Raw genomic sequence first — 21720 nt, 5'->3', positions numbered from 1 at the left:
CTCAATAACAACTAACTATTCAGATTAACTACAGGACATAAACCAGCAGTAGGTATTTCACTATGAACAGGAGGTTTAGGATAATATTGTATGGTTCTTTGCACCGAAATTGCGCTTTCTTTTCCTGCAATTAACTCCACTAAATATAAAGCTTCATCCAAACCAGAAGAAATGCCTCCTCCAGTAACTCTATTTCCAGATTTTACATATCTAGGATGTCCTTCTGCAACAGTTACTTCAGGATATTTTCCAAAACAATTAACAAAAGCCCAATGCGTAGTAATCGTATGACCATTTAATAATCCTGTATTAGCTAGCAATATTGCTCCTTCACAAACCGAACAAACCCAATCCGCTTGAGAACCTACTTTAGTAATATAAGCTGTAAATAGTGAATCTTTATCCGCAATCATTGTTGCTAATACATCGGCATCTCCTCCGGGTACCCAAATCAAGTTCGGTTTTTGTACAAAATCATCCTCAAAAGTAGCTTCAATCGCTATTTTTACTCCATTAATGGTTGTAAAAGTAGGCTGATTTCCTCCTACGTAATAAATCTTCACCTCTCTTTCAAAAGTAGTGTCTTTAGAAAGCCATCCAAATATTTCTCTTGGAGCAGCAATATCCATATAATCTACACCGTCATAAATAGGAATTACAATTACAAAGGGTTCTTTAGAATTATCATTTTTCATATTTGTTGTTTATTGGTAAACTAAAAATACAAAACATTTAGTCAATTATTTCTTTTAATAATAAAAAAATCCCTTTTTCAAGGGATTTTTGCTTTATAATTTTCTTCTGGCTCTTTCTTTTTTAATTAAATCAAGTTCTCTACTTGTTTGTCCCGCAACAGAAGTGTTTTCTTCTGCTCTTCTGATCAAGTAAGGCATAACATCTCTAACTGGTCCAAAAGGTAAATATTTTGCGACGTTATAACCATTAGCCGCTAAATTATAGCTGATATTATCACTCATGCCATATAATTGTCCAAAAAAGATTCTAGAATCATTTTTAGCAATATTTCGTTCTGCCATTAATTCCATTAATTGATACGAACTGTTTTCATTATGTGTACCAGCAAAAATTGCCATATGATCAATATGATCTAACATATAAGTAACTGCAGTATCATAATTTTCATCCGTTGCTTGTTTGCTAGGACAAATAGGCGATTTATACCCTTTTTCTTCAGCCCTTGCGTTTTCTTTTTCCATATAAGCTCCACGCACTAGTTTCATTCCAATGTAAAAATCTTCAGCTTTAGCAATAGCATTTAATTTTCTCAAATATTCCATTCTATCCCATCGGTACATTTGCAAGGTATTAAAAACTATGGCTTTTTCTTTATTGTACTTACGCATCATTTCCATAACTAAATCATCTGCTGCGTCTTGCATCCAACTTTCTTCTCCATCTATTAAAACCGCTACATCTTTGTCATAAGCCATTTTACAAACCGTATCAAAACGAGCTACAACCCTATTCCATTCTGCTTTTTCTTCATCAGTAAACGATTTTCCTTCACCTATTTTTTGATATAATGCGAAACGACCTAAACCTGTAGGTTTAAAAACAGCAAAAGGAATGGCCAAACGTTCTTTAGCAAATTCAATAGTTTTTAAAGTCATGGCTAAAGCAGCATCAAACTGATCTTCTTCTTCTTTTCCTTCAACTGAATAATCTAATACAGAAGAAACTCCTTTAGTAAACATTTTATCTACAACTGAAAGACAATCTTTTTCATTAACTCCACCACAAAAATGATCAAAAACTGTACTCCTAATTAATCCTTCTACAGGTAAATGTGCTTTTAAAGCAAAATTTGTTACAGCGGTTCCAATTCTTACAAGTGGCTGACTTTCAATTAATTTAAACAAGAAATAAGCTCTTTCTAGTTCTGTATCACTTTTTAGTGAAAAAGCAACTTCTGTGTTATTAAATATTTTTTCCATTATTTGGCTTAGTTTTAGTGATGCAAATATACTTTACACCTTTGTAATTTTAAATAAAAAATGCCTTATTTTGCAATAAATTGAAATCTATTATCATGCAAACCATTCAAGCCAATAATTATCAGGTTTTTTTCAACGAAAAGGGATATGAGTATCTAAATAACATTTTATTACCTCAAACGTATTCCAAAATATTCATTATAGTTGATGAGAACACTTCAAATTATTGTTTACCTCATTTTTTAGCTCAAGTAGCCACTGAAATTGAAATTGAAATAATTGAATTGGAAGCAGGTGAAGAATTTAAAAATATTGAAACTTGTTTGCAAGTTTGGCATTCTTTAACCGAATTAGGCGGTGATCGTAAAAGCATCATTTTAAATTTAGGTGGTGGAGTGATAACCGATATTGGAGGATTTATTGCATGTACATTTAAAAGAGGGATAGATTTCATTAATATTCCTACCACCTTATTATCTATGGTTGATGCTTCAATTGGTGGAAAAAATGGTGTTGATTTAGGAAACTTAAAAAATCAAATTGGGGTTATCAAAGAACCCACAGCAGTTATTATTGATACGCATTTTTTAGAAACCTTACCTGGCGAACAAATGCGTTCGGGATTTGCTGAAATGCTGAAACACGGTTTAATATATGACATAAGTTATTGGAATAAATTAAAAAATATATCTACATTAAATACAGATGATTTAGATAATTTAATTCATCAATCTGTAGTCATAAAAAACGAAATTGTTACACAAGATTTAACAGAAAACGGTATTCGAAAAGCATTAAATTTCGGACATACTTTAGGTCATGCCATCGAAAGTTATTTCTTAGAAAATGAAAATAAAAAAAGCTTACTTCACGGTGAAGCTATTGCTATTGGAATGATTTTAGAAAGTTATATTTCTAAAGAAAAAGGATTACTTAGCACAGAAGAACATCATGAAATTAAATACATTTTGAGTGATATTTATCATAAAGTAACATTTGATCAAAACGATATTGAAAATTGTATTGATTTACTCATTTATGACAAAAAAAATGAGTTTGGTACTGTACAATTTGCTTTACTAAATAAAATTGGTCACTGTAAAATCAATGAAACATGTGAAAACAATCTAATTTACAAAGCTTTTGAAGATTATAAATCTTAATTAATTTTAATTACATCATTATATTTCGTAATAATATTTTTTTACCTTTGTGCGAATGAAAGAAAACGAAATTTTTATTTTTACAAAATACTACTGTAGTGGAAAATTATTAACTGACTTCCTTGTCAGTTTGTCTTTTTTATTAACTACTTTTTCTTTTATTGATAGCTTTATTTTTTCTAAAACCTTTAAGGAAAAACTTTTAATTCAATTTTCAAATATTAGAGTGTAAAAAATAATAAATCCAGTTCCATTTATTATTCTATAAACTTTAAAATCTTATTTTTCAAAATGAATACAAAATATTACGATTTAATTAACCAAACTTTTTATTTTCCTCAAGAAGAATTCACTTTAAATAAAGATACTTTACAATTTCATGGCATTGATTTAATGAAATTAGTGGAAGAATATGGTACACCTCTGAAATTCACCTATTTACCTAAAATTTCAAAAAATATAAAAAGAGCGAAAACTTGGTTTCGTAATGCAATGGAAAAACACGATTACGATGCAAAATATTTTTATTGCTATTGTACAAAAAGTTCGCATTTTGAATTTGTCTTGAATGAAGCACTCAAAAACAATATTCACATAGAAACTTCTTCTGCATTTGACATTAATATTGTAGAAAATTTAATTGAACAAGGAAAGATTAATAAAAACACTTTTGTAATATGCAATGGTTTTAAACGAGATCAATATATTGAAAATATTGCTCGATTAATTAATAATGGTCATAAAAACACTATTCCAATTATTGACAATTATGAAGAATTAGATCTTTTACAAGAAAAAATTAAAAGTAAAATCAAAATTGGCATTCGTATTGCAGCTGAAGAAGAACCTAAATTTGAATTTTATACTTCTCGTTTAGGTATTGGCTATAAAAATATTTTACCTTTTTACAGAAAACAAATTCAGGAAAATAAAAAATTAGAGCTAAAAATGCTTCACTTTTTTATCAATACTGGAATTAGAGACACGGCTTACTATTGGAACGAACTTTTAAAATGTATGAAAGTATACATTGCCTTAAAAAGAGAGTGTCCTACTTTAGACAGTTTAAATATTGGTGGTGGTTTTCCTATTAAAAACTCATTAGCATTTGAATATGATTACCAATATATGATTGATGAAATCTTAAATCAAATTAAAATTGCTTGCGATGAAGCAGAAATAGATGTACCTAATATTTTTACTGAATTCGGTTCCTTTACTGTAGGAGAATCTGGAGGAGCTATCTATGAAGTTTTGTACCAAAAACAGCAAAATGACAGAGAATATTGGAATATGATAGACTCTTCTTTTATTACAACACTACCCGATACATGGGCTATTAACAAACGATTTGTTATGCTTGCTGTAAATAGATGGAATGATACTTATGAAAGAGTTTTATTAGGTGGAATGACTTGCGATAGTGACGATTATTATAATTCTGAACAGCATATGAATGCGGTGTATTTACCAAAATATAATAAAGAGAAACCATTATATATAGGTTTCTTTAATACAGGTGCATATCAAGAAACAATTGGAGGTTTTGGAGGTTTACACCATTGTTTAATTCCGCAACCAAAACATATTTTAATTGACCGCGACAAAAACGGAATTTTAGCAACCGAAGTGTTTTCACAACAACAAAATGCTGAAGAAGTTTTAAATATTTTAGGTTATAATAAAAAATAATGAGTCAATAGAGCATTTTGCCAATGAGTCAAAAATAAATAATTTTCCCATTTAGGGAATTAAGGGCATTTAAACCCTATAATCATAACAAAAAGAAAAAATGAAAGGACCAATTAGTCAATTTATTGAAAAACATTATTTACATTTTAATGCTGCTGCCTTAGTAGATGCTGCAAAAGGTTATGAAGAGCATTTGTTAGATAATGGAAAAATGATGGTTACTTTAGCTGGTGCTATGAGTACAGCTGAGTTAGGAAAATCATTAGCAGAAATGATTCGCCAAGATAAAATTCACATCATTTCATGTACTGGTGCAAATTTAGAAGAAGACATTATGAACTTAGTAGCTCATAATTCTTATAAAAGAGTGCCTAATTATAGAGATTTATCTCCACAAGAAGAATGGGATTTATTAGAAAATCATTACAATCGCGTTACAGACACATGTATTCCAGAAGAAGAAGCATTCAGAAGATTACAGTCGCATTTATTTGATATTTGGAATAAAGCAGATAAATCTGGAGAAAGATATTTTCCTCATGAATTTATGTATCAAATGATTAATTCTGGTGTTTTAGAACAATATTATGAAATTGATCCAAAAGATTCTTGGATGGTTGCAGCTGCTGAGAAAAATTTACCAATTGTAGTACCTGGTTGGGAAGATAGTACAATGGGTAACATATTTGCTTCATATTGTATCAAACAAGAATTCAAAGCCACTACAATGAAAAGTGGAATTGAATATATGATGTGGTTAGCCGATTGGTATCGAGATAATTGTGAAGGAAAAGGTATTGGTTTCTTCCAAATTGGAGGTGGAATTGCAGGTGATTTTCCAATTTGTGTTGTTCCCATGTTATACCAAGACATGGAAATGCATGATGTGCCATTTTGGGCTTATTTTTGTCAAATCTCAGATTCAACAACGAGTTATGGTTCCTATTCTGGAGCAGTTCCAAATGAAAAAATTACTTGGGGAAAACTAGACATTACAACTCCTAAATTTATAGTAGAGTCTGATGCTACGATAGTTGCACCTTTAATTTTCGCTTATATTTTAGGCCAGTAATTTTTTTTATTTTTTTTTATAAAAATTGTTTGATAATTTGATTTAGGATATTACTTTTGAAAAATATCTATGAATAAAAACAACCCAATGAAAAGAGTTATTGTTGATTACGCAAAATTGACAAACGAAATTTTGACTTTATTAGTTGAAAAATTTCCTGAAGGATATGACGAGTCAGACATTATCCGTTTTAAAAATGCTAAGAATGAAGCTATTGAAGCTGTAGAAGTACGCACTGAAGATACTATTTACTTGGTAAAAGTGAGTACAAAATTAGCTGATAGAATAGAAAACTATGAGGATGATGACGATATTGACGATACAATAGATGTACCAGTTTTAGATCCTATCAAAGGCATTGACCTTGATGATGATGTAGATGATGATGATGAAGACGATGATGATAGAGATAGAGATGAAACGGAAGAAAAAGGAGAAGAAGATGAAGATGACGATGATGATTCAGATGAAGACTAAACATTAATAAAAAATAAGAGGCATTTAAAAATGCCTCTTATTTTTTATTTTTTTTATAAATATCGTTCTTTAATTACACTCATATGATGCAATTCATGCCCTAGAATGATATAACCAATAGCTCTAACAGATACGGAAGCGTTAGACGCAATACCTATTCTCATTAAATCTTCTTCGGAAAAGTTTTTAAACAAAGTAATCGTTGCATTTCTAATAGATACATATTCATCAATTAGGTTTTCGATACTTCTTACATTTGCATTCCCAAAAGGTACATAATCATCTTCTTCAAAACCCGACAAAGGTGTTTGATCATTTCTAGATATGCGCAATGCTCTATAAGCAAAAATTCTCTCTGCATCGTTTAAATGTAATAATATATCCTTAGGTGTCCATTTACCTGTTTGGTATTGATATTCTAATTTATCTGAAGGCAATGAAGTAAAAAAAGAAACAACTGCATCTTGTTGCTTCTTTAATCCCTCTAATATATCTGTATGCAGTAACGATTTTATAATATAATTTGCATAATAAGGAGCAAATTCATTTTCTTGTAATTTCATTTCAATACAATTATAAAATAAAAAATCCCGAATTATCGGGATTATTATATTAAAGTTCTTTAAAAATAGTATGCATTAAACGTTTTTTATCATTAATGCTTTCTTCTAAAGAAATCATCGTTTCTGTTCTGTAAACCCCATCAATATCGTCAATCATAAAAATAACTTCCTTAGCATGTTTTGTATCTCTAGCTCTAATTTTACAAAAGATATTAAATTTACCAGTAGTAACGTGAGCAACCGTAACATACGGAATTTGATTAATTCTTTCTAAAACAAACTTAGTTTGAGAAGTGTTATGAAGAAATACACCCACATAAGCAATAAAAGAATAACCTAATTTTTCGTAATCCAATGTTAATGAAGATCCTTGAATAATTCCTGCATCTTCCATTTTCTTAACCCTAACATGCACTGTTCCAGCAGATATTAATAATTTTTTTGCAATATCTGTAAATGGAACTCTTGTATTGTCAATCAACATATCTAATATTTGATGATCAACTTCATCTAAACGAAACTTACTCATAAGAGAATTATATAAATTTATTTTAACTTAAACGGTTTATAGCTCTTGATATTGTTCTCCATTTATAAATTTAATTGTCTCAGCTATAGAAAAATTGGCTAACTCACCTATCTTAGGTTGATTTCCATAACTAGCATTAAATAACGCTCCTTTGGCATCGAATTCATAATGTCCTGCAATATGCTCTAAATCATCAATTTGAACAATTACAGCTTCAAAATGAATTTCTCCTTCTTTTAATATCTCATTATATTGTGCTGCAAAGTTAATTAATTTTTCTTGAGAATTATCAAAAATTCTAACATTTTTATAAAGAAAATCATAAAAACACTTAGAATTTTGAGAAATTTTTAAGTAATCGTCCAAATTTTTATTAACTATAACGTTTTCGTTAATAGCATTTAACGCTGAAAATAAAGCGCAAAATATGTATTTTCTTACAATATCTCTTTTGTAATCTTTTTCAAAATGACCTGCTTCAAAAAGAATTGTAGGAGTATTACGAGAAGTAAAATAATCCCCAATACAATTTATATTAAAAGAGTCATCAAATCTGCCAATTTGATTAGGAATATACTGCTGCAAATGATTATTCATTACATTGATGATATTTATAGCTGCCAATCTCGTTTCATTAAAATCTCTAGAATCATTAAAAGCGGGTGACAAAAATGATACTGTTGCTGGTAAAACATAATTTTCTGTACCAAAAATTGTACGCTGATCATGAAGGTTAAAACAATAATCAGGATTAAAATCTTCATAAATCATTCTTAAAAGCTTGCTTTCTGGCTGAGTTATTTCAAGAGAATCTCTATTTAAATCTATTTGATTTGCATTTGCTCTAGTATAAACTTTGGCTCCATCAGGATTTAGAATAGGAATAAAATATAAAGTAAACTTATTATACCAATCTAAAGTAAATTGGTCTTCCGATGATAAATAATTAAATAAATCAAATAATGCTTTTGTTGTAGTTGACTCGTTTCCATGCATCTGTGACCAGGCTAAAATTTTAATATTGCCCACACCATATTGCACACTATAAATATTATTTTCTAAAACAGATTTACCTTCAACATGTACTTTAAAATGTGATGGTAATTTTTTTAAAAGAGGTAAAATATGGTCATTTGTAACATATCTACCGGTTAAATTTTGCTCAAAATTTTTTGTTGCTAATTGTAAACTATTCATAACAAAGGTTTCTGTTACAAATGTAAACAAGATATTCTTTACATCTGTAAACATTTAAAAAACCTCTTTTGTTTATTCTTGTAAACAGGTTTAAACCGATTTATAATAGCCGTTTTACATAAGTCAATTTAATTTAAATATTTTCAACAACAATACTGTAATTTATTATAAATCAATTATTTAAAACTATTAATTTAAATAATTAGTGTAACCTAAAATTCTTATGTTTACAATTGTAACCTGATTAAATTTGGTCATTTCTTTTTCTTTATTTACTTTTGTAAACACTAAAACCAGTTTAAGTAAGTTACAATGGTAAACATAGACGATTTTATTAAAAGACTCCAAATAATACTCGATTATTATGGATTATCCGCTTCAGCTTTTGCTGATAGAATAGATGTACAGCGATCAAGTATATCTCATCTTCTATCGGGTAGAAATAAGCCTAGTTTGGATTTTATTTTAAAAGTTGTTGAAATTTTTCCTGAAGTGGATTTATATTGGATTTTAAATGGTAATGGTACATTTCCAAAATTGGAACAAAAAATAGAAGAAAAAAAAGTAACTCCTCCTATTCAAAATAATATTAAAACGGAAAATAAAGAAATTATAAATCCAACTGATTTATTTAGTGAAATTGAAACAGCCCCAAATAATCCAATATATGAAAATAAACAAGAGTCTACTTCATTTATTGAAAATATAAGCACTACAGACGAACCAATAGATTATATTGTAATATTTTTTAAAGACGGAACTTTTAAAAAGTATGCTCCTAAAAAGTAACTACTATCTTAAAGATTAAAACTTTTCTCTGGAAATTTCCCTTTTACCCCTTTGTAATAAGAATGCAATACTTTTAAATCTTCATTTATATTTCCTGTAGGATAAAATGGTTTATGAAATATAACTTGTTTGTTACCATAATCAAAAACGCCAGGAATAATGGGAATATTTGCTTTTAAAGCCATATAGTAAAATCCCGTTCGCCAAACCTCTACTTTTTTTCTAGTCCCTTCGGGTGCAATAGCCAATCTAAACACTTCTTTATTTGAGAAAACTTTTGCAATAGCATCTACTTTATTCTCTTTTTTTCCTCTGTTTAAAGGTGCACCTCCCATCCATTTAAAAAAATAATTAAATGGAAAAATAAAAAGTTCTTTTTTAGCTAAAAAATTAATCTCCACATTTAATATACCTCTCGCAAAAACACCTAAAAAAAAATCCCACCAACTTGTATGTGGTACAGCAATTACAATGCATTTTTTAATTTCTGGTTGAATAGTTCCTACAACTTTCCATCCAAAAACTTTAGTAAATAAAAATTGATATATTTTTTGTTTCATCTATACTAATTTCATGTAAAATTAAAATTATATTTACAAATAGAAACTATTTGTATGATTAAACGACTTTTGAGCTATATTATTCCTATAAAAATTTATGAAAAATCGTCTAAAACAAGTGGAAATCTTGAAGTTACTTGGAATAATGGAAAATTAGTACTCGATTCAAAAAATACCAATTATTCCTATGGAAGTTTACAAAAAGTACTTAGAAAAGGATTATATTTTATTGGTTTTGATCGAATCTTAAAAATGAACGAGATTCTTATTTTGGGAGTAGCAGGCGGAAGTGTAATTAAAACGATAATTAAAGAAATAGGCTTTAAAGGTAACATTACTGGTGTTGAAATTGATGAAAATACTATTGCTATTGCTGATCGTTTTTTTGGACTTCATCAAATTCAAAACTATCAAACTGTTATTGCTGATGCTAATGAATTTGTAGAAAAACGAGATAAAAAATATGATTTGATAATCATAGATATTTTTGAAGATACAGAGATGCCTAACTTTTTATTCGAAAAAAAATTCATTAACAATTGTAAACAAATACTTCAATACAAAGGTTTTATATTGTTCAATACCATGATTTTAGACGATAAAAAAATAGATCGTAACAATAATTTTATTAAGCAATTTGAAAATGAGAAATATTATTCTAAAAGTTTTTCAAAAGTAGAATATTACAATCAACTTATTTTAATTGAAAAAATTTAAATTTTCAATTCTACCCTTCTTTAAAATTAGAATAAAATCACAAGTGTCTTTGAGAGTAGAAAAAATATGAGAAGAAATTAAAACGCATTTGCCTTTTTCTTTTAATGCCAATATGATTTCTGTAATAATCATATTACTTTGAATGTCCACACCATTAAAAGGTTCGTCTAAAATATAAATATCATTTTTTTGCAACAAAATGCCTGTTAAAGCTAATTTTTTTTTCATCCCAGTTGAATAGGTTGAAGCATATTGTTGCAGAGGTAAATTGAAAATATTCTTTTTATCAAATTCTTGCTCATCAATTTTTCTAGCATTGCATAATAATTGGAGATATTCATTCCCTGTCATTTTTGGAAAGAAAAAAGATTCTGTTTGAAGAAACCCTAATTTATCTTTTAATACTCCCATATTTGAAGTTATAACTCCCTTATAATTTTCTATCCCAGAAATACATTTAAATAAAGTTGTTTTTCCTGCTCCATTTTCACCCACAATGCCGTATATTTTACCTTCTTCAAATACAAAATTTATTTGATCCAAAATAAGCTTATTTGCAAAAGATTTTTCTAGATTAATTATCTGAATCATGTAGAATAGTTTTTAATTTTTTTAGAGAACGAGAATATAAATACGGTATTACAAATAGTAAAAGGGGTGGTAACCAAACAATAAATAGGAGTAAAATGGTCTCGCGAATGGAAATTTTATCTGGATAGGCTGCATATTTTGCAATAATTCCTGCTAGCATTATAACAACATTTAAGATCATTACACCTAATACAATCCAAATCTCTTCAGGAAAAAAAATAAGGGTTGAAATAAAAATAGGAAAAGTTAATATTGAAGAATAAGCTACTGCTACTTTAAATTTGTACCTAATAAATTCTTTTGGATTGAAAGAATACATCCAAACATAAAAAATATCTTCTGGTAAAAAATAAAAAGACAAACAAGTCAATTGAGTGGCAAATAATGAAAACAGTGTTAAATTGAAATTGGATACTTCAATTCCCATGTAAGCTAAAAAATAACAACCTATAAAAATTAATATATTTTTTCTAAAACCAATACAAAATTCAAACGGATGTTTTGAAAAAGGTGTTTTGATAGTAATTTGGTAAGTTTTTCTAAAACTTACAAAGACCAGTGCAACAATTAAAATTAATAGCGTAGTTGCTATTAAATAAAGTTTAAAATATAACAGCCCTAAAAGAAAAGGTAATGTGATAATTAAATTTTCTATTAGTTTTATCATATAAAAAATTTTTCTTGAAAAGATTAATCGCAAAAAATCGTTTTTATTTACTTCTGAAGATTGAACTACTAAAATAATTGGGAAAAAAGCATATAAATAACTGCCATATTCTACTTTTTCAAATAATAATTTTGAAAAATAGAAAAAAATAATCCCTAATAGAAAATAGGCAAGAATTGGTGGTACACCAAATTCTTTTAATTTTCTATTATAAATCGTAAATTGTAACCAAAAATAAGCACTCATTCACAAAATTATTGTATCAACAATCTTGCTTTTTCTAAATCTTCTAAAGTATCTATCCCAATACTTCCGTGAGATGTTTCTACCATCTTTATTCTTTTTCCATATTCCAAATAACGTAATTGTTCTAATTTCTCTGAAGCTTCAAGTGAAAGCATAGGCAAACTATAAAAATCCATGAGAGCTTGTTTTCTAAATGCATAAATACCAATGTGTTTCATATAACGAACACCTACATTTATTTCTCTAGGATATGGAATTACTGATCGAGAAAAATATAATGCAAAACCATTTTGATCTGTTATTACCTTAACATTGTTAGGGTTTTCAATTTCCGTTTTCTCCTTTATTTCAAACATTAATGAAGCTAAATCCACTCTATTTTCTACATCTTCATTAAACACAGTAATTAATTCTTGCAATGGTTTTTTATCAATAAAAGGCTCATCTCCTTGTACATTAACTACAATATCCACCATCATATTTTCTACAGCTTCTGCTATTCTATCACTTCCACTTTCGTGCTCTTTACTACTCATTATTGCTTTCCCGTTATTAATAACTATCTCATTATAAATAAGTTTCGAATCAGTAACTACAAAAACATCATCAAATAATTGGGTTGCCAATGCCGCTTCATAAGTTCTTAGAATAACCGTTTTACCTCCTAAATCTTGCATTAATTTAGCATGAAAACGAGTAGATGCATATCGTGCGGGAATAACAGCTATAATCTTCATTTTGTTCTATTTATATTGGTCTAATATTTTTTATTTTACTATAATCTTCATGAGTTATGATTAGTAGTTGATTTGATTTAAATGTTTCATAAATAAATACATATTTATTTTTAAAATTGTGTTTATTTGATTTTCAATACATTGCAATTTATTTTAAATCTTAAAAATATATTTAAAATATCTCTCTGATAAAAAGTTAATTTTCATTTTATTTTCTAAAAAACTTTCTGAATATTTTTATTCCGAAAATAACAATAAAAATAACAACTAAAAATGCTATTATTGGAAAAAAAATAGCCGTTATAGAAACAAATGAAGCTGTTGCTGTTTCAGTTGTTGAAACAATTGAATTGGCAAGTCCTCCAGTAGTTGCAGTAGAGGTAGCTCGAGTAGTAGTTGTAGCAGTAGAAATAGCTGCAGCCGTTCCTCCACCAGCAATAATAGCTAAACCCCAAGTAAACATTGGATCTAAATCTATCATTGTAGAAGCCATAACCAGAGTTCCTGCTATACTAGCCAAGGGTATTGCTAATGCATCTAACAAATTATCAACATAAGGAATATAATAAGCCATAATTTCAATTATTGTAGCAATAGTTAAACAAATAATGGCTGTTATACTGCCTATCCAACTAAAAGTATCACTTACAGGTACATAGTCAAAATAAGTAGCAATACTTAAAATAAGTAAAGGAACAAAAACCCTAAACCCAGCTGAAGCAGCTAGTCCTATGCCTAAACAGATACTTATAATTGTTTCTACCATATAAATACTTTAATTTTCAAAATTCTCCTCTTTAAATCCAATCAAATATAAGGTTTCTTTTGCTCTTGTAACAGCAGTATATAACCATCTTAAATAATCTCTATCTATTCCATTAGGTAAATAAGGTTGTTCAATAAAAACTGTATTCCATTGACCTCCTTGCGATTTATGACAAGTCATTGCATAAGAAAATTTAACTTGTAAAGCATTAAAGTGAGGATTATTTTTTACCTTCAAAAATTTTCTATATTGTTGTTTCTCCTCTTCATAATCTTTCATAACTTCCTGATAAAGTTGATTTGATTCTTCATAAGTTAATGAAGGCGATTCACTGGTAATAGTATCTAAAAGTAACATGGTTTCAAAAGAGGGTTGGTTAGGATAATCAATCATTCGTACAGTAACATCAGCAAATCGAAAACCGTACAATTCTTGCATCTTATTAATTTTCAAAACTTCAATAATATCTCCATTTGCAATAAAACCTGCGTCTGAATTTTCTTTTAACCAAAAATAATTATTTTTTACCACCATTAATAAATCTCCAGTAGATAACTCACCTTCTCTATTTAAAATTTTTGCTCTAATTTGTTGGTTATACTGATTAGCTCTTTTATTTGATCTAACAATAAAAGTAGTATCTTCTACTCCATTTTTTTCAAAAGATTGATAAATGGCATCTTCAATTTCATAACCATCTTGCAATCGAATAATGTCTTTGAAGCCTTTTACTTGAAATTTAAATCGTTCTACGAAATGAGATTTTAATTCTTCTCTTATTTCTGTAGCATTAAATAAAATCCCAGAAGTAACTGCTTGACGCATCACTTCATCGAGTTCAATTTGATGAATTTCCTTTCTAAAATTCAAAGATAACAAATCACTATCTAAAGCTGGACTAACTTCCAAATTAACAGGAGGCAGCTGAGCTGTGTCTCCTATCAATATTAATTTACAATTAACTCCTTGGTCTATATAATGTATTAAATCATCTAGCAATGAACCATTTTCATATAGCTTAGATTCTTGCGAAGTGTCTGAAATCATGGAAGATTCATCTACTATAAAAACTGTATTCTTAAATTTATTTTGTTGTAAGGTAAAAGCAACAGCTCCCGACTGACTCTTTTTTGGAAAATAAATTCGTTTATGAATCGTAAAAGCAGGCTTTTGGGAATAACTACTAATTACTTTAGCGGCCCTACCTGTTGGTGCTAGTAAAACATATTTTTTTCCTACATCTTTAAGACAATTTACTAAAGTAGAAATAAGTGTTGTTTTCCCTGTACCTGCATATCCTTTCAAAACAAAAATTTCATTTTCCTTATTATTTTGGACAAAATCAGCAATTTTTTGAAAAAATATATCTTGTTTTAATGTGGGTTCAAAAGGAAAATTATCTCGTAAAGTTTTGTAAAACAGAGAAGAATTTGTCATAACTTAATGTAGGCTTGTATAATTTTTTCAAATATACTGATGATTTTTTTAAGAAATTCTTTTGGGAAGAAAAAAAAATTGTAGATTTGCGTACCATATAACTAAAAAATTAAATATAAATGTTACTAATCTTTACTGTAATTGCCACATGCCTTGTTGCTTTTGCCTTGGTTAAATTGATAGATAAATTTCTACCGAGTGGTGCTAGACCTGTTGTTTCTATACTTTTATGGGCTGCAACTATTTTCTTAGCATATCTAATTTATGAATCTATTATGAAACCTATTCGTTTTGACGAAGAGAAAAACGAGCGCTATAAAGTAGCTGTTAAAACATTATTAGATCTTAAAAAAGCACAATTAGGTTATAAAAAAGTAAATGGTGAATATGCAGATTCATTTGAAAAGCTTGTCGCTTTTATAGATAATGGAACTTTTGATATTGTAACTCGAAAAGATACAACTATTATTGATCACAAGAAAAATGCTGCTTTCAGAATTACTGTTGGTGCTGACGGTGTGGGTGGATTCTTTAAAGATACTGTTATCATCAATAAAATTGGTACAGTTTCTGTAAAAGACTCATTATTTAGAGGAAATGATAGATATAAAAATTTAAGTTCTGTTAAATTTAAAGATATTGAAGTTCCTGTTGTAATGAAAACTACTTTTGTAGAAAGAAATGAAACAAAACTTCCTGTTTTAGAAGCTATAATTGACAAAAATGCTCTTTTAGCTGGTCTTGATGAAGAATTGTTAGCTCAAGAGAATAAAGTAGAAGATATTAACGAAATAAACGGAGATAAAATAGTTCTAGGTTCTTTAGTGGATGTAACACTAACTGGAAACTGGCCAAAAAGATATGGTAATAACGAATAACGATATTACAACAAAAAACTATAAAAAATTGTCCATTCAGGTTTCTCTGAGTGGACTTTCTTTTTGTGTTTTCGATTTAATTACAAAAAAAGTAATTGCCTATAACAATGTTGAGTATGCAAAAAACAGTGTAATTGAAGAGCAATTGTGGAAAATATTCATTGATCATACTATACTTTCTAATTCATATGATGAAATTTTAGTTTTACACGATAATGCTTTAAATACATTTGTTCCAGAAGTATTATTTGATTCTCAACATTTAGGAAGCTATTTACAATATAATGTAAAAGTTTTTGATACCGATTTCTTCTCTTTTGATAGAATAGATAATTATGGAATAAATAATATTTATGTACCTTATGTAAATATTAACAATTTCTTATTAGATCAATTTAAATCGTTTGAATATAAAAATGTAAATTCGATAGTAGTAAAAAAAGTTTTAGATATATCTATTGGAAATGATGAGAAAGAAGTATTTATACATGTACAAAAAGATCATTTTGAAATAATTGTAGTAAAGAATCAACAATTACTCCTTTTCAACTCTTTTGAATATAATACTCCAGAAGATTTTATCTATTATATTCTTTTTACCTATGAACAATTGCAATTAAGTGCGGAAACAATTGAAATGCACTTATTTGGAAACATAACAGAGTCAGACGATTATTTTAAATTAGCCTATAAATTTATACGAAATTGCAGGCTACTCGATACCAAACAATGGGTCAACATTTTAGAACGAACAGAATTAGAAATAAGAAATAATTTTATACTTTTCCATTCATGAGAATAATTTCAGGAAAACATAAAGGCAAGAGAATACAAGCTCCTAAAAAGTTACCCGTTAGACCTACTACAGATATGGCTAAAGAGGCTCTTTTTAATATCTTGAATAATTATTTTAATTTTAGTGGTTTAAAAATTCTAGAATTATTTGCAGGTACAGGAAACATTGGTTATGAATTTGCTTCAAGAGGTAGTAATACCGTAGTAGCCATAGATGCTGACATGGGTTGTATCGCATTTATTAAAAAAACGGCTCATGAATTAGATTTAGATATTTCAGCTATAAAATCGGACTCGTTCAAATATTTAGAAAAATGTAATACTTCATATGATATCATTTTTGCAGATCCACCTTATGATTTGTCTCAAGAAGATTTTGAAAAAATAGCTTTACAAATATTTGAAAACAAGATACTTGACGAAGAAGGAATGCTTATCATTGAACATTCCAAGCATACTAAACTAGACCATTTAATTAATTTTTCTTTCTCAAAAAGTTATGGTGGTACTGTTTTTTCTTTTTTTGAATTTGATTTTGACGAAGAGGAATACGAAGAAGAAAATGATGATGAAAATTTTTAATTATTTAAATTCGTTAACCATTTTAATTATAGTTTCGATTCCTTTTTGTGTCTCATCATCTTCATTAAAATAAAATTTATCATAGCTATTCTCTTTTTTTTCGTCTATAAACTGAGAAATACTTTCTAAAATTGATACATCATCTATTGAAAGTATTTTTTTTACTAATTCAATTTTTAAATTTTCAGTTTCCATATCTATTTTTAGTTTTAATTAAATTATAATATGATTTCTACCTTTTTCTTATAAATTTAATTAAAAAAAAACAGCATACGGCTATGATAATTAGTATTTAACGAATTAATAACATTTATAAAAATAAAAGAAGATTAAAAAAAGCAGACCTATAAGCCGGATTCTGTCTCCAAAAAGGAGCCTTATCATTTATCTAGACTAAACATTACTGCTTAGTTCAAGCTGCCTACCCTTCAACATCGAACGAGTAGCTCTTATCTAACCGAAGTTAGAGTTGTTGATATACTTGGCATTTCACCGCATAGAGTTTACCTGGTTTCACTACAGCTTAACCTGTACATACTTTCTGTTGCACTTGTCCTCACCTTTCGATGGATGGGCATTACCCATTATGCTACTCTGTGGTGTCCGGACTTTCCTCTCCTAATAAAAGGAACGATAAGGCAGTCTGCGAATGCAAATTTACAACATTTTTTAAATTTCCCCTACTTTAACATTACTTTAAAAATTAATAAATGGAAAAAGGCTAATTTTATAATATACATTCAAATATAACAGCTATGAAAAAAAGATATCACTATGCTTCCGTATCAGAAGCATTAAAAATGTTAAAAGAAAAAGGATACGATTATGATTTTAATATCAACGAAAAAGAATTAGAAAAAAATCCTGAAAATTTTGAAATTCATCATATATATAGATATGAAGGAAATACAAATCCCGATGATGAATCTTGGGTATATGGAATTCAATCTAAAGAAGGTAAAAAAGGAGTATTTGTTAATGGTGCTTCTTCCGATTCTTCTATTGATGTTATAAAAATTTTGCATCAATTACCCATTGTAGAAAATTAAAATTCAACTCCCCTAGGATACTTTTTTTACTTATCACAGTATTAAAAGTATCCTTTGTAGAAGTGAACAATAACTTAAATGTTATTGAAATTATAAAAGAGTTAGTTATTTTTTATTTGGAGGAGTTAAAGGCCTTGGTACTTTTTCATCCCATTGTGCTCTTTGAGATAATAACCAACTAAAATCTCCAGATAATTGGTCTCCAGTAGTAAATTGACCATTATTAATTCCATTGTAAATTCCTGCACTGGAATGACAGCCCATACAACTTTCTGTTCCAAAAATGGTTATATCACTAGCAGGATTGGCTTCCATTAGATTAGATGCCAATTGGTTGCCTCCTTGAAAAAAGGTTTCCATAGTTATATTAGTCAAGTATGCCAAATTAGGTCTTCCACCCGATTTATTTGTAACCGAGCCTGGCAAACGATACCCATCTTCAGTGTGAGAATCGGGAGTTGAATTTTGATCTAAGGGATATTGAGTATCTATTAATTGATAATATTGAAACACACTATTGACAGATTTTAAATAATTTTGAACTCGTTTATTAATCTGTTGTACACGCACAGGAATATCAACCATTCTTTTTGCTTGTGTTTTCATAATATCACTATTGGCAAAATATTTATCTGTTGTATCTCCAGAAATTGTCCAATAATTTCCATGTTTTCCTGTGTTGTGTTTGTAAGTTGTACCTCCATTAGTTACATCTACATTTACAGGACATATTTCGCATTCAGGATTTGTTAAAGAAGGGTGAATTAGTTTTCTTTTTCCTTCTTTTTCCATCGTATTCTGATCTAAATTATCAATATGTTCAAAAGTAGACCAAACCCATTGCTTCCCTGTAGGCGTCTTTTGACTAATGTGAAATCCTATCATGCCAAGTTCTTTTTTCTCCATTTTTCCAGAAGGATCTAAAACATAACCAAAATTCCTATAGTAACGCTCTTTGTGATCCCTGTCGGTTAATATTTTCCAAGCAAATTTAATTTCCACCGCTCCAAGTTGAGTAGTAGCAAAGTCTCCCGCTGGGAAATTAGCTATTGCTCCATTTTTAGAAAAATCAATTTGACCATTAATATTATATAACTTGTTAGCAACAACATAATCAAATTCTTCTTTATTCATCAATACTTCATAATATACCAGATTCCCATTCTGATCAAATAATTGACCCGCAAAAGCTTGATCGGTTTCATCTGCTACATTTTTTGATTTAACTTTATGTGTTGGCGTTTCGGAGGATAAAAAAACACGCACAGTATGCTCTTCTAACATATTAGCAGTCAAATTATAACCTGCTTTTACTCTCGGACTTTCCCAAGGTGCAGGTACACCTCCATCTTTTCGATACACTTGAGCCGCTTCTTTCCAGCCTAACCAAGTAGATTTTCCTTCATCTGTAAAATTTGGCATTGGTTTTCCTTCTTTATCTCTAGGCCAAAAAATGGCTATCATAGCTTGCCAACTATATTCGTTAAAAGCTTCATTTAATGCATAAATATCACCTTGTTTTTTTAATTTATCTTGCAGTTCTGGGTTTACATCTACTGGAATGGAGGCAGATAATTCAAAGGGTTGTTCGATTTTCTCATAAGGATCTCCTTTTTTATCACAGGAGAAGAAAAAGCTTGCCAAGCCTAAGAGTGCAATCTTAGTTACTAATTTTTGTTGTTTCATGCTAGTTGGTTTTAGTTATACATTATTTTCATGTCTTCTTTTCCAAAAAAGAGTATTGGAAAAGCGGCTTTCTTGTTGGTAAAATTCTTTTCTTTTCTTTTCATATACTTCAAAATCATGGGTTACTAAATTTTGATATTTTCGCAAACCAATACGCTCTTTTTTTAAGAAATCTTGGATAGCAAAACTCGCCCATTGACTCATTACTAAAGCTTTATAGATTCCCAAAGAAGAAATAGGGTCATAACTGGAAGCGGCATCGCCCACTGCTAACCAACCTTCTCCCACACACGATTTTAAATATTGGGTTTGAGCAGCGACTAAAAAAGGAGTTGTGGTATCCGATAGTGTTGCTACTCTTGTCGCGGTTATAGCCGTTTGTTGTAATTGGTCTTCAAAATGAGAGGTGACCTTCATTTTCAGATTAGAAGCAATATCAGAATCCGTTAGGTAACCCAAAACTAATTTTTGGTTGGGCAAAGTGGCACTATACCACCAACCATTAGCATCCGTTTCCACCACTATACCTTCTTTTATATCAGTCGTATTCGCTTGTTTTAAATCATAAAAACGATACACGCCTACCTGTTTGTCTTTTTTTATTTTTTCCGTGCCTTGTAGCGCAGAAAAAGCGGCTTTTTTTCCAGTAGCATCTACTACAAAAGAAGTGTTTAGAAGTAGTTTATCATGATTGTTTTCACACGCCAATATCCATTGTTCGTTTTCCCTATGCGAATGGATACAACTCGTATTCCAATACACTTCAACTCCTTTTTCTTTGGCTTGCTTTATCATAAACTGATCGAAAGCATTTCGGTCTAAATTCCAACCATAACCATAAGGAGAAAAAATATATTCGTTGGTATAAACCGTATGGGAACCCCAAACCGATGACGTTCCATAAGAAGAAGAAAAATTACAGGCTAAAAATGCCTCCCAAATCCCTAAATTTTGAAATTGTTTAGAGGCTTGGGGTGGCAATGTTTCTCCTATTTTAAAAGTATTCTCAGCTGATGCACTGCGTTCCATAATAGCAATATGCAAGTCTTTATTGACCTTTTTTAAAGCCAATGCGGTAGCACAACCTGCTACTCCTGCTCCTATTATGATTACATCATACTTCATTCTTAGTCTTCATCTTGTTTTACAGCTATCCATTGGGCCACTACACCAGCTGGTGCTGTGGAATCTCCATTTGCTCCTGTTGGATGTGGAATAACTCTTACTATGGTTCCTACCAAAGCTGGTCTTTGATTGACTCCATTTACCCAATTTGGTACAAAATAACCCACATAATTGTAAATCCATTCAGCTCCTCCTACTACTCCTTTTCCTTGAAATTGAACCGTAAATGGATTGCCATATCCAATAGAACCGGTTAGTTTTAATTCCCAACCCGGACCAAATATTAATCCGTCAAAGGTTTGCATCGGACCTTCATTAATTTTAATGGTGCCTCGACCAAACTCCAAGCTGTCAAAATCAGCTGTTACGTCTGGATTACTTAAAAAACTTCTATACGTCCATAGTCCGGTAAGAACTTCTGGGACGCCATTTATTGCTGTATTCATA

Annotated in this window: 25 protein-coding genes and 1 other RNA gene; 10 read left to right on the top strand and 16 right to left on the bottom strand. The window is 29.4% G+C overall.

The window, feature by feature from the left end; genetic code table 11:
- Window positions 1-11: 11 nt before the first annotated feature.
- Both HALO113_RS01210 and HALO113_RS01205 read right to left on the bottom strand, forming a co-directional pair.
- On the bottom strand, window positions 12-695 hold the full coding sequence (locus HALO113_RS01210) for a DJ-1/PfpI family protein (protein ID WP_159777285.1): 684 nt from the start codon (window positions 693-695) through the stop codon (window positions 12-14).
- Between the two features lie 93 nt (window positions 696-788).
- Entirely contained in the window at window positions 789-1955 is a 1167-nt protein-coding gene (locus HALO113_RS01205) for a proline dehydrogenase family protein (RefSeq protein WP_159777284.1), read from the bottom strand.
- 95 nt (window positions 1956-2050) lie between these two features.
- On the opposite strand from HALO113_RS01205, the gene aroB reads away from it, so the two are divergent.
- The 4 genes from aroB to HALO113_RS01185 all read left to right on the top strand — a co-directional run bounded on the left by aroB (window position 2051) and on the right by HALO113_RS01185 (window position 6359).
- A complete protein-coding gene (gene aroB / locus HALO113_RS01200) occupies window positions 2051-3118 on the top strand; it encodes a 3-dehydroquinate synthase (RefSeq protein WP_159777283.1) in 1068 nt (355 codons plus the stop codon).
- Between the two features lie 291 nt (window positions 3119-3409).
- Window positions 3410-4810: an arginine decarboxylase gene (locus HALO113_RS01195; protein ID WP_159777282.1), complete on the top strand. Its 1401-nt coding sequence runs from the start codon at window positions 3410-3412 to the stop codon at window positions 4808-4810.
- A 100-nt stretch (window positions 4811-4910) separates the two neighbouring features.
- Complete coding sequence (locus HALO113_RS01190) at window positions 4911-5882, top strand: deoxyhypusine synthase family protein (RefSeq protein ID WP_159777281.1); 972 nt, start codon at window positions 4911-4913, stop codon at window positions 5880-5882.
- A gap of 87 nt (window positions 5883-5969) precedes the next feature.
- Window positions 5970-6359: a DNA primase gene (locus tag HALO113_RS01185; RefSeq protein WP_159777280.1), complete on the top strand. Its 390-nt coding sequence runs from the start codon at window positions 5970-5972 to the stop codon at window positions 6357-6359.
- 53 nt (window positions 6360-6412) lie between these two features.
- On the opposite strand, the gene HALO113_RS01180 is transcribed toward HALO113_RS01185, so the two are convergent.
- Genes HALO113_RS01180 through HALO113_RS01170 form a run of 3 tightly spaced genes read right to left on the bottom strand, consistent with a single transcriptional unit; the run spans window position 6413 to window position 8702 of the window.
- Window positions 6413-6922, bottom strand: a complete 510-nt coding sequence (locus HALO113_RS01180; protein ID WP_159777279.1) for a DinB family protein — start codon at window positions 6920-6922, stop codon at window positions 6413-6415.
- Window positions 6923-6971: 49 nt separating this feature from the next.
- Complete coding sequence (locus HALO113_RS01175; protein WP_130733730.1) at window positions 6972-7451, bottom strand: Lrp/AsnC family transcriptional regulator; 480 nt, start codon at window positions 7449-7451, stop codon at window positions 6972-6974.
- A 36-nt stretch (window positions 7452-7487) separates the two neighbouring features.
- Window positions 7488-8702, bottom strand: coding sequence for a M14 metallopeptidase family protein (locus tag HALO113_RS01170; protein ID WP_370519285.1), 1215 nt, complete (start codon window positions 8700-8702; stop codon window positions 7488-7490).
- 258 nt (window positions 8703-8960) lie between these two features.
- On the opposite strand from HALO113_RS01170, the gene HALO113_RS01165 reads away from it, so the two are divergent.
- Window positions 8961-9437, top strand: coding sequence for a helix-turn-helix transcriptional regulator (locus HALO113_RS01165; protein ID WP_159777278.1), 477 nt, complete (start codon window positions 8961-8963; stop codon window positions 9435-9437).
- 8 nt (window positions 9438-9445) lie between these two features.
- On the opposite strand, the gene HALO113_RS01160 is transcribed toward HALO113_RS01165, so the two are convergent.
- A complete protein-coding gene (locus HALO113_RS01160; protein WP_159777277.1) occupies window positions 9446-9997 on the bottom strand; it encodes a 1-acyl-sn-glycerol-3-phosphate acyltransferase in 552 nt (183 codons plus the stop codon).
- A gap of 54 nt (window positions 9998-10051) precedes the next feature.
- On the opposite strand from HALO113_RS01160, the gene HALO113_RS01155 reads away from it, so the two are divergent.
- Window positions 10052-10714: a spermidine synthase gene (locus HALO113_RS01155; protein ID WP_159777276.1), complete on the top strand. Its 663-nt coding sequence runs from the start codon at window positions 10052-10054 to the stop codon at window positions 10712-10714.
- On the opposite strand, the gene HALO113_RS01150 is transcribed toward HALO113_RS01155, so the two are convergent.
- From HALO113_RS01150 to HALO113_RS01130, 5 genes are all read right to left on the bottom strand, one after another.
- Window positions 10697-11305 carry an ATP-binding cassette domain-containing protein gene (locus HALO113_RS01150; RefSeq protein ID WP_159777275.1) on the bottom strand — a complete coding sequence of 203 codons (609 nt, stop codon included), beginning with the start codon at window positions 11303-11305 and terminating at the stop codon, window positions 10697-10699. The two genes, HALO113_RS01155 and HALO113_RS01150, sit on opposite strands and share 18 nt — an antisense overlap.
- Window positions 11289-12218 carry a hypothetical protein gene (locus tag HALO113_RS01145; RefSeq protein WP_159777274.1) on the bottom strand — a complete coding sequence of 310 codons (930 nt, stop codon included), beginning with the start codon at window positions 12216-12218 and terminating at the stop codon, window positions 11289-11291. The genes HALO113_RS01150 and HALO113_RS01145 overlap by 17 nt, the downstream gene beginning before the upstream one ends.
- An 8-nt stretch (window positions 12219-12226) precedes the next feature.
- The gene (gene kdsB / locus HALO113_RS01140; RefSeq protein ID WP_159777273.1) at window positions 12227-12955 is read right to left on the bottom strand and encodes a 3-deoxy-manno-octulosonate cytidylyltransferase; all 729 of its coding nucleotides are present in this window, start codon (window positions 12953-12955) and stop codon (window positions 12227-12229) included.
- Between the two features lie 208 nt (window positions 12956-13163).
- On the bottom strand, window positions 13164-13721 hold the full coding sequence (locus tag HALO113_RS01135) for a DUF4126 domain-containing protein (RefSeq protein WP_159777272.1): 558 nt from the start codon (window positions 13719-13721) through the stop codon (window positions 13164-13166).
- Window positions 13722-13730: 9 nt separating this feature from the next.
- Window positions 13731-15158: an ATP-dependent RecD-like DNA helicase gene (locus tag HALO113_RS01130; protein WP_159777271.1), complete on the bottom strand. Its 1428-nt coding sequence runs from the start codon at window positions 15156-15158 to the stop codon at window positions 13731-13733.
- Between the two features lie 119 nt (window positions 15159-15277).
- Here HALO113_RS01130 and HALO113_RS01125 point away from each other — a divergent pair, with 119 nt between their 5' ends.
- From HALO113_RS01125 to rsmD, 3 genes are read left to right on the top strand one after another with little or no spacing between them, the layout of a single operon-like run.
- Window positions 15278-16036, top strand: coding sequence for a hypothetical protein (locus tag HALO113_RS01125; RefSeq protein ID WP_159777270.1), 759 nt, complete (start codon window positions 15278-15280; stop codon window positions 16034-16036).
- Complete coding sequence (locus tag HALO113_RS01120) at window positions 16020-16832, top strand: DUF3822 family protein (RefSeq protein WP_159777269.1); 813 nt, start codon at window positions 16020-16022, stop codon at window positions 16830-16832. The genes HALO113_RS01125 and HALO113_RS01120 overlap by 17 nt, the downstream gene beginning before the upstream one ends.
- Window positions 16829-17413, top strand: a complete 585-nt coding sequence (gene rsmD / locus HALO113_RS01115) for a 16S rRNA (guanine(966)-N(2))-methyltransferase RsmD (RefSeq protein WP_159777268.1) — start codon at window positions 16829-16831, stop codon at window positions 17411-17413. Before HALO113_RS01120 ends, rsmD begins: the two co-directional genes overlap by 4 nt.
- On the opposite strand, the gene HALO113_RS01110 is transcribed toward rsmD, so the two are convergent.
- Window positions 17414-17608 (bottom strand): hypothetical protein, encoded by a 195-nt coding sequence (locus HALO113_RS01110; RefSeq protein WP_159777267.1) that lies wholly within the window; start codon window positions 17606-17608, stop codon window positions 17414-17416. It lies immediately after the preceding gene.
- A 136-nt stretch (window positions 17609-17744) separates the two neighbouring features.
- Window positions 17745-18063: RNase P RNA component class A (gene rnpB / locus HALO113_RS01105), an RNA gene on the bottom strand.
- Between the two features lie 105 nt (window positions 18064-18168).
- Here rnpB and HALO113_RS01100 point away from each other — a divergent pair.
- Window positions 18169-18462 (top strand): hypothetical protein, encoded by a 294-nt coding sequence (locus HALO113_RS01100; protein ID WP_159777266.1) that lies wholly within the window; start codon window positions 18169-18171, stop codon window positions 18460-18462.
- A 105-nt stretch (window positions 18463-18567) separates the two neighbouring features.
- On the opposite strand, the gene HALO113_RS01095 is transcribed toward HALO113_RS01100, so the two are convergent.
- The 3 genes from HALO113_RS01095 to HALO113_RS01085 are packed head-to-tail and all read right to left on the bottom strand — an operon-like array spanning window position 18568 to window position 21719.
- Window positions 18568-20148, bottom strand: coding sequence for a hypothetical protein (locus tag HALO113_RS01095; RefSeq protein WP_159777265.1), 1581 nt, complete (start codon window positions 20146-20148; stop codon window positions 18568-18570).
- Window positions 20149-20163: 15 nt separating this feature from the next.
- Complete coding sequence (locus tag HALO113_RS01090) at window positions 20164-21273, bottom strand: NAD(P)/FAD-dependent oxidoreductase (RefSeq protein ID WP_159777264.1); 1110 nt, start codon at window positions 21271-21273, stop codon at window positions 20164-20166.
- A gap of 2 nt (window positions 21274-21275) precedes the next feature.
- Entirely contained in the window at window positions 21276-21719 is a 444-nt protein-coding gene (locus tag HALO113_RS01085) for a hypothetical protein (RefSeq protein ID WP_159777263.1), read from the bottom strand.
- Window position 21720 lies beyond the last annotated feature (1 nt).

The organism is Flavobacterium sp. 9AF, assembly GCF_902506265.1.
Classification (GTDB): domain Bacteria; phylum Bacteroidota; class Bacteroidia; order Flavobacteriales; family Flavobacteriaceae; genus Flavobacterium.
The sequence above is the reverse complement of the archived record's forward strand: the minus strand, read 5'-3'. Positions and strand labels throughout refer to the sequence as shown.